The organism is Micromonospora sp. NPDC051296 (genome assembly GCF_040682255.1).
Lineage (GTDB): Bacteria > Actinomycetota > Actinomycetes > Mycobacteriales > Micromonosporaceae > Micromonospora > Micromonospora craterilacus.
Genome location: NZ_JBFBAO010000165.1, coordinates 1 through 14,248, shown reverse-complemented (window position 1 = coordinate 14,248; position 14,248 = coordinate 1). Strand labels below are relative to the sequence as shown.

At 74.6% G+C, this 14,248-nt stretch carries 17 protein-coding genes and 1 pseudogene; 13 read left to right on the top strand and 5 right to left on the bottom strand.

The features are described from left to right. From AB0M52_RS18510 to AB0M52_RS18490, 5 genes are all read left to right on the top strand, one after another. On the top strand, nt 1-218 hold a 218-nt coding region (locus tag AB0M52_RS18510), incomplete at its 5' end, for a hypothetical protein (RefSeq protein ID WP_363954837.1). Between the two features lie 56 nt (nt 219-274). Then, nucleotides 275-1,480 carry a hypothetical protein gene (locus AB0M52_RS18505; RefSeq protein ID WP_363954834.1) on the top strand — a complete coding sequence of 402 codons (1,206 nt, stop codon included), beginning with the start codon at nt 275-277 and terminating at the stop codon, nt 1,478-1,480. A gap of 24 nt (nt 1,481-1,504) precedes the next feature. Next, complete coding sequence (locus AB0M52_RS18500) at nt 1,505-2,365, top strand: PHP domain-containing protein (protein WP_363954831.1); 861 nt, start codon at nt 1,505-1,507, stop codon at nt 2,363-2,365. 40 nt (nt 2,366-2,405) lie between these two features. Beyond that, nucleotides 2,406-3,020 (top strand): MarC family protein, encoded by a 615-nt coding sequence (locus tag AB0M52_RS18495; protein ID WP_111215220.1) that lies wholly within the window; start codon nt 2,406-2,408, stop codon nt 3,018-3,020. 44 nt (nt 3,021-3,064) lie between these two features. Next, nucleotides 3,065-4,000, top strand: a complete 936-nt coding sequence (locus AB0M52_RS18490) for a PD-(D/E)XK nuclease family protein (protein ID WP_363954828.1) — start codon at nt 3,065-3,067, stop codon at nt 3,998-4,000. A gap of 24 nt (nt 4,001-4,024) precedes the next feature. Here the strand turns inward: AB0M52_RS18490 and AB0M52_RS18485 are convergent, their stop codons facing one another. Then, entirely contained in the window at nt 4,025-4,885 is an 861-nt protein-coding gene (locus AB0M52_RS18485) for an oxygenase MpaB family protein (RefSeq protein WP_363954825.1), read from the bottom strand. Nucleotides 4,886-4,931: 46 nt separating this feature from the next. Next, a complete protein-coding gene (locus AB0M52_RS18480; protein WP_363954822.1) occupies nt 4,932-5,360 on the bottom strand; it encodes a Fur family transcriptional regulator in 429 nt (142 codons plus the stop codon). Between the two features lie 191 nt (nt 5,361-5,551). Here AB0M52_RS18480 and AB0M52_RS18475 point away from each other — a divergent pair, with 191 nt between their 5' ends. Next, nucleotides 5,552-6,037 (top strand): DUF2231 domain-containing protein, encoded by a 486-nt coding sequence (locus AB0M52_RS18475; RefSeq protein WP_111215216.1) that lies wholly within the window; start codon nt 5,552-5,554, stop codon nt 6,035-6,037. A 31-nt stretch (nt 6,038-6,068) separates the two neighbouring features. On the opposite strand, the gene AB0M52_RS18470 is transcribed toward AB0M52_RS18475, so the two are convergent. After that, nucleotides 6,069-6,452, bottom strand: coding sequence for a hypothetical protein (locus tag AB0M52_RS18470; RefSeq protein ID WP_363954819.1), 384 nt, complete (start codon nt 6,450-6,452; stop codon nt 6,069-6,071). A 148-nt stretch (nt 6,453-6,600) separates the two neighbouring features. Here AB0M52_RS18470 and AB0M52_RS18465 point away from each other — a divergent pair, with 148 nt between their 5' ends. Both AB0M52_RS18465 and AB0M52_RS18460 read left to right on the top strand, forming a co-directional pair. Further along, nucleotides 6,601-6,774, top strand: a complete 174-nt coding sequence (locus AB0M52_RS18465; protein ID WP_363954816.1) for a hypothetical protein — start codon at nt 6,601-6,603, stop codon at nt 6,772-6,774. A gap of 27 nt (nt 6,775-6,801) precedes the next feature. Then, nucleotides 6,802-7,095 (top strand): hypothetical protein, encoded by a 294-nt coding sequence (locus AB0M52_RS18460; protein WP_363954840.1) that lies wholly within the window; start codon nt 6,802-6,804, stop codon nt 7,093-7,095. A 14-nt stretch (nt 7,096-7,109) separates the two neighbouring features. On the opposite strand, the pseudogene AB0M52_RS18455 reads toward AB0M52_RS18460, so the two are convergent. Continuing rightward, a pseudogene (locus AB0M52_RS18455) lies at nt 7,110-7,250 on the bottom strand (FmdB family zinc ribbon protein); the annotation flags it as partial. A 61-nt stretch (nt 7,251-7,311) separates the two neighbouring features. Then, nucleotides 7,312-7,950: a 5-formyltetrahydrofolate cyclo-ligase gene (locus tag AB0M52_RS18450; RefSeq protein ID WP_363954813.1), complete on the bottom strand. Its 639-nt coding sequence runs from the start codon at nt 7,948-7,950 to the stop codon at nt 7,312-7,314. A 112-nt stretch (nt 7,951-8,062) separates the two neighbouring features. Here AB0M52_RS18450 and AB0M52_RS18445 point away from each other — a divergent pair, with 112 nt between their 5' ends. The 5 genes from AB0M52_RS18445 to AB0M52_RS18425 all read left to right on the top strand — a co-directional run. Then, nucleotides 8,063-10,348: a diguanylate cyclase gene (locus AB0M52_RS18445; RefSeq protein WP_363954810.1), complete on the top strand. Its 2,286-nt coding sequence runs from the start codon at nt 8,063-8,065 to the stop codon at nt 10,346-10,348. Between the two features lie 9 nt (nt 10,349-10,357). Continuing rightward, nucleotides 10,358-11,311: a UTP--glucose-1-phosphate uridylyltransferase gene (locus tag AB0M52_RS18440; protein ID WP_363954807.1), complete on the top strand. Its 954-nt coding sequence runs from the start codon at nt 10,358-10,360 to the stop codon at nt 11,309-11,311. Further along, nucleotides 11,308-12,621, top strand: a complete 1,314-nt coding sequence (gene glp, locus AB0M52_RS18435; RefSeq protein ID WP_111215113.1) for a gephyrin-like molybdotransferase Glp — start codon at nt 11,308-11,310, stop codon at nt 12,619-12,621. The genes AB0M52_RS18440 and glp overlap by 4 nt, the downstream gene beginning before the upstream one ends. A 30-nt stretch (nt 12,622-12,651) precedes the next feature. Then, nucleotides 12,652-13,293, top strand: a complete 642-nt coding sequence (locus AB0M52_RS18430; protein WP_363954803.1) for a GNAT family protein — start codon at nt 12,652-12,654, stop codon at nt 13,291-13,293. Nucleotides 13,294-13,470: 177 nt separating this feature from the next. Beyond that, on the top strand, nt 13,471-14,248 hold a 778-nt coding region (locus tag AB0M52_RS18425; RefSeq protein ID WP_363954800.1), incomplete at its 3' end, for a hypothetical protein.

The following is a 14,248-nucleotide window of genomic DNA, read 5'->3' as shown; positions in this document are numbered from 1 at the left end:
GACGGCGCGGGGACGTCCCGGTCGACGTGCTGCCAGGCGATGTCGATCGGCCGGTCGCCCTCGGCGGGCGGGCCGGCGGCGCGCCGACCGGCGTCTCCCCCGACGGCATCGCCGTGAGCGCTGCCGTCGGTCGACCCGACGGGCCGGCCGACCGGCCCGAGCAGCCGCCAGCAGCCGCTCCCCAGCCGGACGCGGCCCTGGTGGGAGAACACCGGTGAACGCTGTTTCCGGAGGTCGTGACAACCCGAGCGGGACTCCGGATCGTCCATTGAATGTGTCGCAGAGCGAGCTGGAACGTGCCGTCCGGGAGGCGTTCTCCCGGCGGGCGGCGGCGTCCCGGGCACCCGCCGACGATCCGGCGGGTGCGGTGATCCGGCGGGCGAACCGCATCCAGCGTCGCCGTAACCTGGCCGGGATGAGCCTGGTCGCGGTGGCGATCGTGGCGGTCAGCGCGGGGGCGATGCAACTCGGCGAAGACCCGCCGCCGGGCAACTCCGTGGTGATCGGCGAGCCGGATCCGGTGCCGGAGGGGGCCTGGACGACCGTCGCACCGCCGACCGGACCGGACACCGAAACCCCGCTGGCCGAGGTGGATCTGGTGCTGGGCGGGACGATCGCCACCGCGCAGGGCCGGCGGGTGACCGTCGTCGGCACCGGCGGTGTGGAACGCGCACACCGCCTCGCCGACGGCCGCGGCTGGTTGGCCATCGGGGCACCGACCCCGAGCGGTCGCTTCCTGTGGGCGGTGACGCCGAACGGCACGGCGCAGGTGCTGCTGGCCGGTGCGGACGAGATCGTCCTAGACGGGGAGGGGCAGCAGGTCGCCTGGAAGCAGGGTGCCGTGCTGTCCGCCGCCGGGATCGCCAACGGCGAGCTGACCGGCACCGTACGCGCCGAGGCACCGGCCGAGGCCGTGCCGCTGCGGTTCGTCAACGGCGCCGTCCTGGTGCGGCTCGCGCCCGACCGACCTGGGCATGTGCTTTGGCAGCTCCGCCCCGGCCCGCTCGACCAGGGCACCGACCGGTCCAGCACGCGGGTCTTCGGCGCGCTGCCCGACGGGCGCCTGGTCGGCGAGGTCGCCGCCGGCACGCCGCGACGCGCCTGCGTGGCGCTGCTCGACCCGACGCAGGGCCTTGCTCCGGCCGGCCCGGAGTGCGGGCCGGAGCTGGGCGGGGACGGCCCGGGCGCGGTGTCGCCGGACGGGCGTTGGCTGCTGGTCAACGGGCGATCGAAGGACCAGGACGCGGCGCTGCTGGTCGACCTGGCACAACTCGGCTCGTCCGCCGTTCCGCAGGTGGCCGGGCCGACGATGACCGGCACGGTGCTCTGGAACGACCCGGGCACGGCGTACTACACCGACACCGCTGGCGGCCTGGTGCGGGTGGACGTCGACCGGATCCGCCTCAGCCGCCCCGCCGCACCGGTCACCATCCCCGGCCTCCGGCCGGGAGAAAGCCCGGTGGTGGTGAGCGGTGGCTGACCGGGCGCCCGGTAGCGTCGGGCGATGACCCCCCGGATCGACCTGCACACCCACTCCACGGCCAGCGACGGCACGCTCGACCCCGGGGAACTGGTCCGCGCCGCCGCCGGGGCCGGGCTGGACGTCGTGGCGATCACCGACCACGACACCACCGCCGGCTGGGAGCCGGCGCTGCGGGCGCTGCCGCCCGGGCTGCGCCTGGTCCGTGGGGCGGAGCTGTCCTGCCGCTGGTACGGCGAGCAGCCGCCGTTGCCGCTGCACCTGCTGGCGTACCTCTTCGACCCGGACGCCCCGGAGCTGGTCGCCGAGCTGGCCCGGGTGCGGGCCGCCCGGGCGGAGCGTGGTGAGCGGATCGTGGCGCTGCTGCGGGCCGACGGTATCGACGTGAGCTGGCCGGAGATCCTGGCCGGGGCGGGCGGCGGGACGGTCGGCCGACCGCACATCGCGCAGGCGCTGATCCGGGCCGGCCTGGTGGCCACCACCACCGAGGCGTTCGGGCCGGACTGGTTGGGGGAGCGGTACCGGCTGCCCAAGGAGGACATCGACGTCTTCCAGGCCGTCCGGCTGGTCCGGGCGGCCGGTGGCGTGCCGGTGTTCGCGCACCCTCGGGCCACCCGGCGTGGCCGGATCGCACCGGACTCGCTGATCGCCGAACTGGCGGCGGCGGGCCTGGCCGGCCTGGAGGCCGACCACGAGGACCACTCGCCCGCCGAGCGGGCGCACGTGCACGGGCTCGCGGCCGAACTGGGCCTGCTGGTGACCGGCTCGTCGGACTTCCACGGCACTCACAAGACGGTCCGGCTGGGCGCCTTCACCACCGGGCCCGAGGCGTACGAGCGGATCGTCGCATCCTCGTCCGGGGTGACCGAGGTCGCTTCGGGCTGACCTGGTTTTCCGTCCCGTCGGGCGCGGCTACGGTGACCGGGTGGATCTCAAGCTCTTCGGCGAGGTCTTCGTGACCCTGCTGGTGATCACCGACCCGCCGGGCATGATGCCCATCTTCCTCGCGTTGACCGGCCCGCTGGCGGCCCGGGAACGCAACCGGGCCGCCTGGCAGGCGGTCGCGCTGGCGCTCGGCGTGATCGTGGTCTTCGCGGTGGCGGGTCAGACGCTGCTCGCCTACCTGCACGTCGATCTGCCGGCGTTGCAGGCGGCTGGCGGGCTGCTGCTCGTGCTGGTCGCGCTGGAGCTGCTGACCGGCAAGGCCGACGATCCGAGCAAGCAGGCCACCTCCAACATCGCCCTGGTGCCGCTGGGCACGCCGCTGCTGGCCGGGCCCGGTGCGATCGTGGCGACCATGCTCTTCGTCCAGCAGGCGGACCGGGCGGCGGACTACACCGCCATCGCCGCCGCGATCGTCGCGGTGATGCTGGCGGTCTGGATCGTGCTGCGCTTCTCCGGCGGGATCGTCAAGATCCTGCGTCCTGGCGGGATCGAGGTGCTCACCCGGATCGCCGGACTGCTGCTGGCCGCGATCGCCGTGCAGCTCATCGCGGACGCGATCTTCGCCTTCGTGGCCGACTTCACCGCCGCCGGCTGACCGGGGCGGCGGGACTGTCGGGGGTGGATGGCAGGATCGCAGACGTGCGACGAGCCTCCCCAGCCGGACGACCCGCCGCCGGTGGCCGTGCGCCCCGGCCACGTGACGCGCAGCCCGAGCAGCTCGGCTTCGAGGGCATGCCGGAGCGGCTGTTCGTCTGCACGCCGAGCAAGCTTGGTGCGTACGCCGACTGTCCGCGGCGCTACCGCTACTCCTACGTCGACCGTCCCGCGCCGTCGAAGGGCCCGCCATGGGCGCACAACTCGCTCGGCGCCAGCGTGCACACCGCGCTGAAGAACTGGTACGCGCTGCCCGCCGACCGGCGCCGCCCCGAGGTGCTGCCCACCCTGCTCAAGGGCACCTGGGTACGCGACGGCTACCGCGACGACGAGCAGGAGCGCGACGCCTACCGGCGCGCCCTGGGCTGGCTCGAGGCGTATGTCGGCGGGCTGGATCCGGCGGACGAGCCGCTCGGGGTGGAGCGGGTGGTGGCGGTGAAGACCGGGGTGCTGGCGTTCAACGGCCGCGCCGACCGGATCGACTCCCGGCCCGGTGCACAGGGCCCGGAGCTGGTCATCGTCGACTACAAGACCGGCCGGACCGGGCTGGACACCGACGACGCGCGGGGTTCGCAGGCGTTGGCGCTCTACGCGTACGCCGCCGAGCGGGTGTTCCGCCGGCCGTGCCGCCGGGTCGAGCTGCACCACCTGCCCAGCGGCACGGTCGCCGCGCACGAGCACACGGTCGAGTCGCTGGCGCGACAGGTGACCCGGGCCGAGGAGACCGCCCGCGACATCATGGCGGCCGAGCGCACGGTCGCTGATGGCGGCGATCCGGACGACGCCTTCCCGACCACGCCCGGCCCGCGCTGTGGCTGGTGCGACTACCGGCGCACCTGCCCGACCGGCGCCGCACTGCCCGGCAAGGAGCCGTGGGCCGCCGTGGAACGCCCCACCGAGCCCCACGTCGAGCAGGGCTGACTCGACGGTCGCGGGTGCGGCCGGTCAGTCCGTGGTGGTGGCGGCCAGTCGGGCGGCGCGTTCCTCGGCGGCGCGCCGCATCGGGCCCTCCCGCCAGTCGCGCGGCAACGCGGTGAGGGCGAGTCGCAGCGCGCGTACCGTCACATCCGCCGAGAGGTCGGTGGTCGGTAGGCCCAGCCCGCCGTAGAGCCGCCGCGCCCAGGCCGGCAGCAGCGCCAGCGCGGTGCCGGCGATGCCCAGGTACGCCCACCTGGGCGGGCCGAGGTTGAGCCCGACCCGGGCGGGCAGGCTGAGCTGCCACGGCAGCGGCGGGGCGGTCAGGAACAGGGCGGTCTCGGCGGCCTCCCGGGTCATCCGCAGCTCGGGCCGGATCCGCCGGTAGTACTCGGCCACCTCGGTGGCGGTGCCGGGGACCGTCTCCGGGTCCAGCCCGACCAGGGCGGCGGCCCGGCGCTGCTCGGTGTAGTAGCCGTCCACCTCGGCGGCGTCCAGCGGCACGCCGGCCCGGCGCGCCGTGTCGAGGAACGACTCGACCTCGGTGACGTGCACCCAGCACAGCAGCTCCGGTTCGTCGATCCGGAACCGCTCGCCGGTGGCCGGGTCGACCGCCGTCATCCGGGCGTGCCGCCGGCGCAGCCGCAGACCGGCCTCCTCCGCCTCGGTGGTGGTGCCGTAGACGGTGGTTCCCACGTAGTTGGCGGTGCGGATCAGGCGGCCCCAGGCGTCCCGGCGGTAGTTGCTGTTCTGCGCCACCCCGGCCATCGCCCGCGGGTGCAGCGCCTGGAGGTAGAGCGAGCGCAGGCCGGCGACGAAGAGGATCGGCTCCGCGTGCAGCTTCCAGGTGACCGAACCGGGGCCGAAGAGGCCGACGTCAACGGAGTCCACCGACCAAGCGTGCCACGCGCCGGGCAGTGGGGGCCGGGGCCGGTCGTCAGTCGTCGGCGGAGCGGCGGGCCTGGCAGGCGGGGCAGAGCCCCCAGAAGGTCACTTCCGCCTCGTCGACCTGGAAGCCGTGGGCGGTGTCCGGGTCGAGGCAGGGGGCGCTGCCGACGGCACAGTCGATGTCGGCGATCTCGCCGCAGCCCCGGCACACCACGTGATGGTGGTTGTCGCCGACGCGGGCCTCGTAGCGGGCGGGGCTGCCGGCCGGTTCGATCCGGCGGGACAGCCCGGCGCGGGAGAGCGCGCCCAGCACGTCGTAGACCGCCTGGGTGGAGACGGAGTCGAGCCGCTCCCGCACCCGCCGGGTGATCTCGTCGACCTCCAGGTGACCGCCGTCGGCCAGGACGTCGAGCACGGCGAGGCGCGGTCGGGTGACCCGCAGGCCCCTCGACCGGAGCAGTTCCTCGCCACTGGACATGCGTCCATGACAGCACGGCGGCCCCAGCACGACAACCGCCTGGTGGGCCCGGCCACAGCCAGGTCGATCAGGGTGCCGGGGTCGCTGAACCCGGCCGATCGATCCCACGTGTGAACAGAAGAGACCTGGGCGGGGGAACCGGCGCGCCGTACGCTGGCATCCCCGCGCTCACCTACCGCCGGAGGTGCCCGATGTTCGAGAAGGTGCTGGGCCTACCCGTGCACGTGCTGGTCGTGCACGCGGTCGTGGTCTTCGTACCGCTGCTGGTGTTGCTCGCCCTCGCGTACATCGCGCTGCCGCGGTTCCGGTCCCGGCTGGACTGGGCGGTGGCGATCCTGGCGGTGATCGCGCCGATCACGGCGTTCGTCGGCGTGCAGTCCGGCGAGGCGCTCCAACAGCGGCAGATCGCGCGGGGCTTCTCCGGCGAGATCCTGGAGAAGATCAACCAACACGCCGAGTACGGCGATGTCCTGTTCCGGTTCACGGTGGGGCTCGCCCTGGCGGTCATCCTGCTGTTGGTGGCGAACAGCGGCCACGCCCGGGTGCCGAAGCTGCCCCGCTGGGTGTCCCCGGTGTTGTCGGTCGTGGTGGTGGGGCTGGGGGTGGCCGCCCTCGTCTACGTCTGGCTCACCGGTCACTCGGGCTCCGAGATGGTCTGGGGCACCACCTTCGACTAGGTGCTCTGGGCTGGCGAGGGCAGCGTCCGGCTCAGAACAGCGCCCGGGTGCAGAGCAGACAGACCAGGACCAGCAGTACGGCGGCGGCGACCGCTCCGACGCTCCAGGTCACCCGCTGCGCCCGTTGTTCCTGCGCGTCCAACGCGACCATGTCCTGCGGCGGCAGTCGCCGTGGCGGCGCCGGCCGCAGGTGCACCGGTGGCCGCCATCCGGCGGGCGGCGCAGTGGTGGGCGGCGGCCCGGTGTAACCGGGGGCACTTGTGCCTGTCGTGCCTGGCGGGCCGGCGGGCGGTGGCTGACCGGGGCCGCCCGGGGCCGCGTGGCGATCCGCCGGGTTACCGGACGTGAACCCGTCGCCGGTGTCGGGTCGGCGCCACGGCTCGTCGGAGGCCGGGCCGGGTCGGGGCGTCGTCACGCCGTCCGACGCTACCAACCACCCCACCGCCGTGCGGTCAGGCCGCGCCGCCAATCCGTGCTCCCCGTGCTGGTTGCGCCTGCGGGACCGTCACGCGGCTGCGTCGGCCCGGCCGCTGGGGACGGCGGCTGCGTTAACCTTGCCGCTCGTGACAGTTCAGGATCCGGGCGGCCGGGGCGACGACGATCGCGCGGTCGACCTCAGCGACGACTTCGTGGTGCTGCCCGAGCAGACCGCCGACGACACCGACCGGGGCTGGGGCGAGCGGGCCGGCGGCAACGACGACTGGCTGCTCGCCGAGCGGCCGCCGCACTGGGACTGACCGCCGCCCGGAGGGGAGAGCGGCCGCTTGACCACCCGGAACGGCAGCGGGTCGACGACGCCCGGACGGGCGGTGGCTCAGGTGGTGCTGGCCGCGGCCGGCTTCTTGCCCGTGCCACCGCCGGCGGAACCGCCCGACGAACCGCCGGAGGAGCCGGCCGACGAACCGCCGGAGGAACCGCCGGCCGAGCCGGACGACGTGGTGCTCGACGAGGAGGTCGACGTCGTCGAGCTGGAGGACGACGACTCGGACGTCCCGGACTTGCTCGCGGAGGTGCTCGACGCGGTGTCCGAGCCGGAGGAGCGGGAGTCGGTGCGGTAGAAGCCGGAGCCCTTGAAGACGATGCCGACGGAGTTGAACACCTTCCGCAGCCGCCCCTCGCACGCCGGGCAGTCGGTCAGCGGCTCGTCAGAGAAGGACTGCACCGCCTCGAGCTGGTGACCGCACGCGGTGCAGGCGTACTGGTAGGTGGGCACGTTCTCCTCCGGATCTGGCACAGCCGGTTGGCACTCGACGGATTCGAGTGCCAATGGTGCGTCATCTCCCCCCGATTCGTCCAGCGGAAGTGTGGGGCATGACACCCGAGGGGGTCGCCAGCTCGTGCAGGCCGCCGGTCGGCGTGATCACCGCGCGTACCGGCAGGTCGTGCGGCTCGGCGGGCAGCGCGTCCAGCAGTTCGCCGTCGTGCAGCGGCACCACCGTGAGCACGGTCGCGGGCACCCGGGCCAGGGCCCGGTCGTACGAGCCACCGCCGCGGCCCAGGCGTACGCCCTGGCGGTCCACGGCCAGCGCGGGCAGCACGACCAGTTCGGCGGTGGTGATCGCGGTCACCCCCAGCCGGGGCGAGTCCGGTTCGCGGGTGCCCCGGCCGGCGGCGACCATCGCCGTCGGCCCGGCCCAGGCGGCCCAGTCCAGGTCCAGGTCATCGCGGAGGACCGGCAGCAGCAGCTCCGCCCCGGGCGGCAGCGCGTCGGCGAGGACCGCCGGCAGGTCCGGGCCGCCCGGCTCGCTGCCGACCGGCGCGTACGTGGCCATCCGGGCCGGCCGCAGCCGGCGTACCAGGGCCACCAGCTCGGCTTGGACGCGCGCCGCGGCTGCCCGCCGTCCGGCTTCGGTCAGGGCCCGGCGACGGGCGAGCAGTTCCACCCGTGCCGCCCGCTTCGCGTCATGCGTCACTTCCGCTCCCTCAGCAAATTCCGGCACGCAACACTCCTTACGCAACGCTTGTCTTGCCATTGCTCTGTGTCAGCATCGCAAGCAACGGTCGCGCAACTTCCGGGGGGAAGCGTTGACGCTACGCGGGCGGTTGACCGCAGCCTTCCTGGCTGTGGCGTTCGGCCCGGTCCTGCTCGGTGCCGTCTTCGTCGCCTCCACCGTGGCGACGGTGGATCGCAGCCGCGCCACCGAGCGGCTGGCGGTGGCCGCCACCGCGGTTCGTACCTCGATCGACGCGCTCTGCCAGCAGCTGCGTGCCGCCGCGGACGCGGTCGCCCTCGCCGCCGACCAGGCCGGCGCCGCCAGCCAGGTGGTCAGCCGGGGGCTCGCCGCGGCCGTGCTGGTCACCGACGCGGCCGGGCGGGTCAGCTACGCCACCCCGGAGGCCCCGCCGGCACCCTGGCGAGACTGTACAGCGCCGACTCCGCCCGGCGGCGCCATCGGCGCGCTCGCGGTCCGGGTGGAGCTGCGCGACGCCGCCGGCACGGCACTGGGCACGGTCACCGCCGCGCAGCCGGTCGACCCCGGGCTCGTCGCGCGGCTCGCGGCGGTGACCGGGGTCGCGGTGACCCTGCTCGACGGCGCTGCCCCGCCGGTCCAGGTGGCGCATACCACCGAGTCCGCCGGTGGCCGTGACGCCGTGCTCGCCGCCGCCGCGTCCCTTGGCGAGGAGGGCGTCACCGGCACCCCCGACGGTCGGTACGTGCGCCGGGCCGGCCCGGTCGCCGGGCAACCCCTGCCCCTGGTGCTGTCGGTGCCCAGCGACCAGCAACCGGGGCTGCACGCGCTGCTGGTCGCCGTGGTGCTGCTGGCCGCCGTGCTGGGGGTGGCTGCCGCCTGGCGGCTGGCCCGGGTGGCCACCCGGCCGTTGGTGGAGCTGGCCGGCGCGGTGGACCGGGTCGCTGCGGGTGACCTGACCGCGCGGGTGCCGGTGCGCAGCGGCGACGAGATCGGCCGGCTGGCCGGCGCGGTCAACCGGATGACCCGCGAGACCGGCGGCTACCTGGCGGCGCTGGCCAGCAGCCGGGACCAGCTGCGCGGGCACCTCGCCGTGCTCGGCGACACCCTGGCCAGCACCCACGACCTGCAACGGATCCTGCGGGTGATCCTGCACAGCGCGCTCGCGGCGACCGGTGCCCGGGCCGGTGCGGTACTGCTCACCGAGCAGGGCGGCGTGCTCGTCGCCCAGTGCACCGAGGGGCTCGACGGCTGCTGGCCCGGCACCGGGTCGCGGGGGGTGCCGTTGGGCAGCGGGGTGGTCGGCGCGGTCGCGGCGACCGGCCAGCCCCGCCGGGGCCGGATGGAACCGGCGACCGTGCCGTCCGGTGAGCCGGGCTGCCGGACGTACATCGCGGTGCCGTTCGCCGCCCCCGACGCCGGGCCCGGTGAGGCGGGCCCGACCCAGCCTGCGGACGGCCCCGGGCCCGCCGCTGAGCCGGCGGGATCGGCGGTGGGCGTGCTCGCCCTCTACGACCGGCTCGGCGGGGAGGAATTCGACGACGACGACCTGGTCACCCTGCGCACCTTCGCCGGGCACGCGGCGGTGGCGGTGGACAACGTACGGATCCACGAGGAGGTGCAGCGGCTGTCTCTCACCGACCCGCTGACCGGGCTGTGGAACTACCGCTACCTGCGCGAGTCGCTGCGCCGGGAGGTGGAACGGGCCAGCCGGTTCGGACGGAGGGTGAGTTTCCTCGCCCTCGACTTGGACCGGTTCAAGAAGGTCAACGACACGTACGGGCATGCCGCCGGGGACACCGTGCTGGCCGAGTTCGCTCGGCGGGTACGCGGCGAGATCCGCGAGGTGGACCTGGCCTTCCGCCACGGCGGCGAGGAGTTCGTGGTGCTACTGCCGGAGACCGACACCCGGGGCGCGACGATCGTCGCCGAGCGGCTCGGCGCGGCCATCCGCGACACCCCGGTCACCGTGATGGGGCACGCGGGTGTCCGGGAGGCTATCCCGGTCACGGTCTCCATCGGCATCGCCGTCTACCCGGACCATGCCGACACCGGCCAGCAGGTGCTGGAGGCGGCCGACGAGGCGCTCTACGCGGCCAAGGCGGCCGGCCGGGACACCTGGCGGGTGGCGGCGGGCGCCGACGGCGACACCGACCTGGGAGATGCCGGTACCGGCAGCATGGCCGCCCGGGTGACGCCGCCGACCCGGGAGCTGCCGGTACCGGCAGCGGCGTGCAGTCCGGAGGACGGTCTGCCCCGGGCGGGGCTTGGCGGCGATCACGGCGCGTCGGTCACCCCCGGCGAACCGGCCGGAGCCGGTTCTGCCGGCACCGGCAGAACCGGTCGGGCGGGCGGCGCGTCTTCTGGTCCTCACCCGCCGGGGCACGGCCGTGGCCGATAGTCTCGCGACATGTCGGAGCACTCAGCGAACCCCTCGGCGGCCGCCGCGACCGGCCGTCCCCGTGCTGTCAAGGCGGTCATCCCGGCGGCTGGCCTGGCGACCCGGTTCCTGCCGGCCACCAAGGCCGTGCCCAAGGAGCTGCTGCCGGTCGTCGACCGGCCGGTGCTGCAGTACATCGTCGAGGAGGCCGCGCAGGCGGGCATCGGCGACGTACTGCTCATCACCGGTCGCGGCAAGACGTCGATGGTGGATCACTTCGACCGCCGCCCCGACCTGGAGGAGCGGCTCGCGGAAAAGCCCGACCTGCTTGCCGCGGTCAAGCGGACCGAGGAACTGGCGGCCATCTACACCTGCCGGCAGCCGGAGCAGCTCGGTCTCGGCCACGCGGTCGGGTTCGCCGAGTCGCACGTCGGTGACCAGCCGTTCGCGGTGCTGCTCGGCGACGAGTTCGTCAACCTCTCCGAGCCGCTGCTGCCGGCCATGTTGGAACTGCAGGCCCGCACGGGTGGCGTGGTGCTCGCCTTCTTCGAGGTCGATCCGGCCGAGACCAAGCGGTACGGCATCGCCTCGGTCGAGCCGGCGGAGCCGGAGTTCAGCGACCTCGCCGAGGTCGTCAAGGTGACCGGCATGGTCGAGAAGCCGAAGCCGGAGGACGCCCCGAGCAACCTCGCCGTCCTCGGCCGGTACGTGCTGCCCGGCAAGATCTTCGACGCCATCCGTCGTACCCAGCCGGGTAGCGGCGGGGAGATCCAGCTGACCGACGCGATGGAACTGCTGCGTACCGAGGGCACACCGGTGCACGCGATCGTCTACCGGGGCGTGCGCTACGACACCGGCATGCCGCTGGGCTACCTACAGACCGTGGTCCAGATCGCCGCCGAGCGCGACGACCTGGGCCCCGAATTCCGCAAGTGGCTGGCCGAGTTCGTCAACTCCGACGCGTCGGGCGGTCCGAATACATGACCGCGACGGCCGACGCCGAGGCGGCCGAAAACGGGTTGACGCCGCTCGCCGACTACCTGGGCAGCGTGCTGCGCAGGTTACGCGCGCTGCCTCCGCTCGACCTCGACCTCACCCAGGCGTACGGCAACGTCCTCGCCGAGGACGTCGTCGCACCGCACTCGTTCCCGGCCTTCGACCAGGCGGCCGTCGACGGGTACGCCGCGCGCTGGGAGGACATCGCCGGCGGGGTCCGGGGCGTGGGATACGTCCCGGCCCAGTCCGGCGGACCGGGGGGCCGCACCGTACGGCTGAACGTGGTCGGTGACCTCGGCGCGGCCAGCTGGCGGCCGGTCCGGCTCACCCCGGGCTCGTGCTTCTCCGTCGCCGCCGGTGCGCCACTGCCGATCGCCGCGGACGTGGTGGTCCCGGTGGAGTGGACCGACCAGGGCATGGCGGCGGTGGAGATCTTCCGCGTCCCCAAACGGGGGTACGGGGTACGCCGGGCCGGTGAGGAGGTGCCGGCCGGGACCGTGCTCGCCCGCGCCGGCACGTACGTCTCCCCGGCGCTGGTCGCGGTGCTCGCCGCCACCGGCATCGGGCACGTGGTGGTGCGTCCGAGTCCCCGGGTGGTCATCGTGGCCACCGGCGACGAACTGGTCGACGTGGGCCGGGGCAGCCAGCCCGGTCAGGTGGTGGATGCCAACTCGCACGCGCTGACCGCCGCGGCGGCGGAGGCGGGCGCCCTCGCGTACCGGGTGGGCATCTGCGACGACGACCCGGAGGGGCTGCGCGGGCTGCTGGAGGACCAGACCCTGCGCGCCGATCTGATCATCACCACCGGCGGCACCGGCACCGGGCCGGGCGACATGGTCCGCCGGATCCTGTCCCGCCGGGAGGGCAGCCGGGCCGGCCCGGTCACCTTCACCGACGTGGCGCTCTACCCGGGCACCGCGCTCGGGTTCGGCACCGTCGGCGCCGAGGAGGTGCCGGTGGTCTGCCTGCCCGGCGACCCGGGCGCCGCGATGATCGGCTTCGAGGTGCTGGCCCGCCCGGCGATCAACCTGCTGGCCGGTGCCGAGCCGGTGTTCCGGCCCAGTGTGCGGGCGCACCTGCTGGAGACGGTCTCCTCCCCGGCCGGGCTGCGTGAGTTCCGGCCCGCGCACGTCGCCGAGCGGCGTGGCGGGGGTTACACTGTCCAACCGCTCAACGGGGGCCCGTTCACCCTCTCCGGTCTGGCGGAGGCGAATGGACTTCTCGTTCTCGGTGAGCGGGTGACCGCTGCCGCCGCCGGCTCCACCGTGGACGTGCTGCTGCTCGATCGCCGACGGTGAATCCGGGTGACGCTCGGGGTTGGAGGATCGGTGCGGTTCAGACACGCGCCCGGCTGGCCTGCGGTGCTCTCCGACGGCCCGGTGCTGCTGCGCCCGTACCGGCGTTCGGACGCGGCGGCCTGGTCGGAGGTGCGCTGCGCGAACCGGGACTGGCTGGCCCCCTGGGAGTCGTCGCTGCCCGGCGACTGGAACGAACTGAACTCGCCGGCCACCTTCCGCTGGATGCATCGCGACCAGCGGCGCTCGGCGCGTACCGGTGAGGGGATGCCGTTCGCGGTCTGCCTGCACGAGAACGGCGAGGAGCGGCTGGTCGGCCACATCAACGTGGGCAACATCGTGCGCCGGGCGTTCTGCTCCGGGTACGTCGGCTACTGGGTGGACCGCCGGGTGGCCGGCCGCGGGGTGATCCCCACCGCGATGGCACTCGTCGTCGACCACGCCTTCGGTCCCGGTGGGCTGCACCGGGTGGAGGTCAACATCCGGCCGGAGAACCGGCCGTCCCGCCGGGTGGTGGAGAAGCTGGGCTTCCGCGAGGAGGCGTACCACGCGCGCTACATGCACATCGACGGTGCCTGGCGTGATCACATCGGATACGCGATGACCACCGAGGAAGTCGCCGCCGAGGGTGGCCTGCTGGCCCGCTGGCATCGGCTGCGCGCCCGTACCGCGTGAGCCGTCCCACGCGCGGGATCGGCGCGGCGCGTCTGTTCCGGCGTCGGTGACCCGTAACCTCAGGTAACTGCAAGCTGCGGCAGGCGCTGCCCGCTCCGCACGATTCACGTCGCCGACGCCGATCGGTGGAAGATCCTGCGGCCGGGTGACGGTTGCTCGGAATTGGTGACGGGAGGGGTGAGGGTGCCGACCTCGGTGCTCCTCGCCGTCCTCGCCGCCGCCGGTCTGCTCGCCCTCGCCCCGGCGCTGGTCCGTCGGTACGACGCCGCCGAGCGGCTGGTGGCGGAGCGGGCGCAGTCGACGGCGCGGGTGCTCCAGCGCCGCCGGCGACGCCGCACTGTCCCGGGCCGCCGACCGGTCAACCCGTCCCGCGCCCTGGTGGTCACGCTGAGCGAGGACGCGACCTCGGGCACCCTCGCCACCCCGGTCTCCGGTCCACCCGCGCCGCGCCGTTCCGGCCGGCAGGGTCGGCTGCGGACCGTACCGCCCGCCCCGGGCCGGCCCCGCCGCCGCCCGGACCGGCGCCGCCAGCACACCCCGGCGATCTACCGCCGCCGCCGGGTGCTAGCCGCGCTGGTGCTGCTCAACGCCGTCGAGATGGTCGGGGTGGCGGTGGTTGGCCCCGGCTTCTGGATCAGCTTCGCGGTTACCGCCACCCTGCTGATCGTGTACGTCGCCCACCTGCGGGCCCGCGCGTTGGCCGACCGTCGTCGACGCCGGGCGCGGGCCCGGGAGGCGGCCTGGCTGGCCGCCCGTCAGGCGGAGGTGCGCCGCGAGCAGGCCCGCCGCGCGGCGGCCCGCCGGGAGGCGCAGCGCCGCCTGGCGGCCCAGCGGGAGGCTGTCCGGCGTACCGCGATGGGCCAGCCGTGCCAGATCATCGTCGGTACGAGCAGCAGCCCCATCGCCCAGAGTGCGGGCAGGAGCCGCCGGAGACGGGCGTTCAGCGCACCAGCCG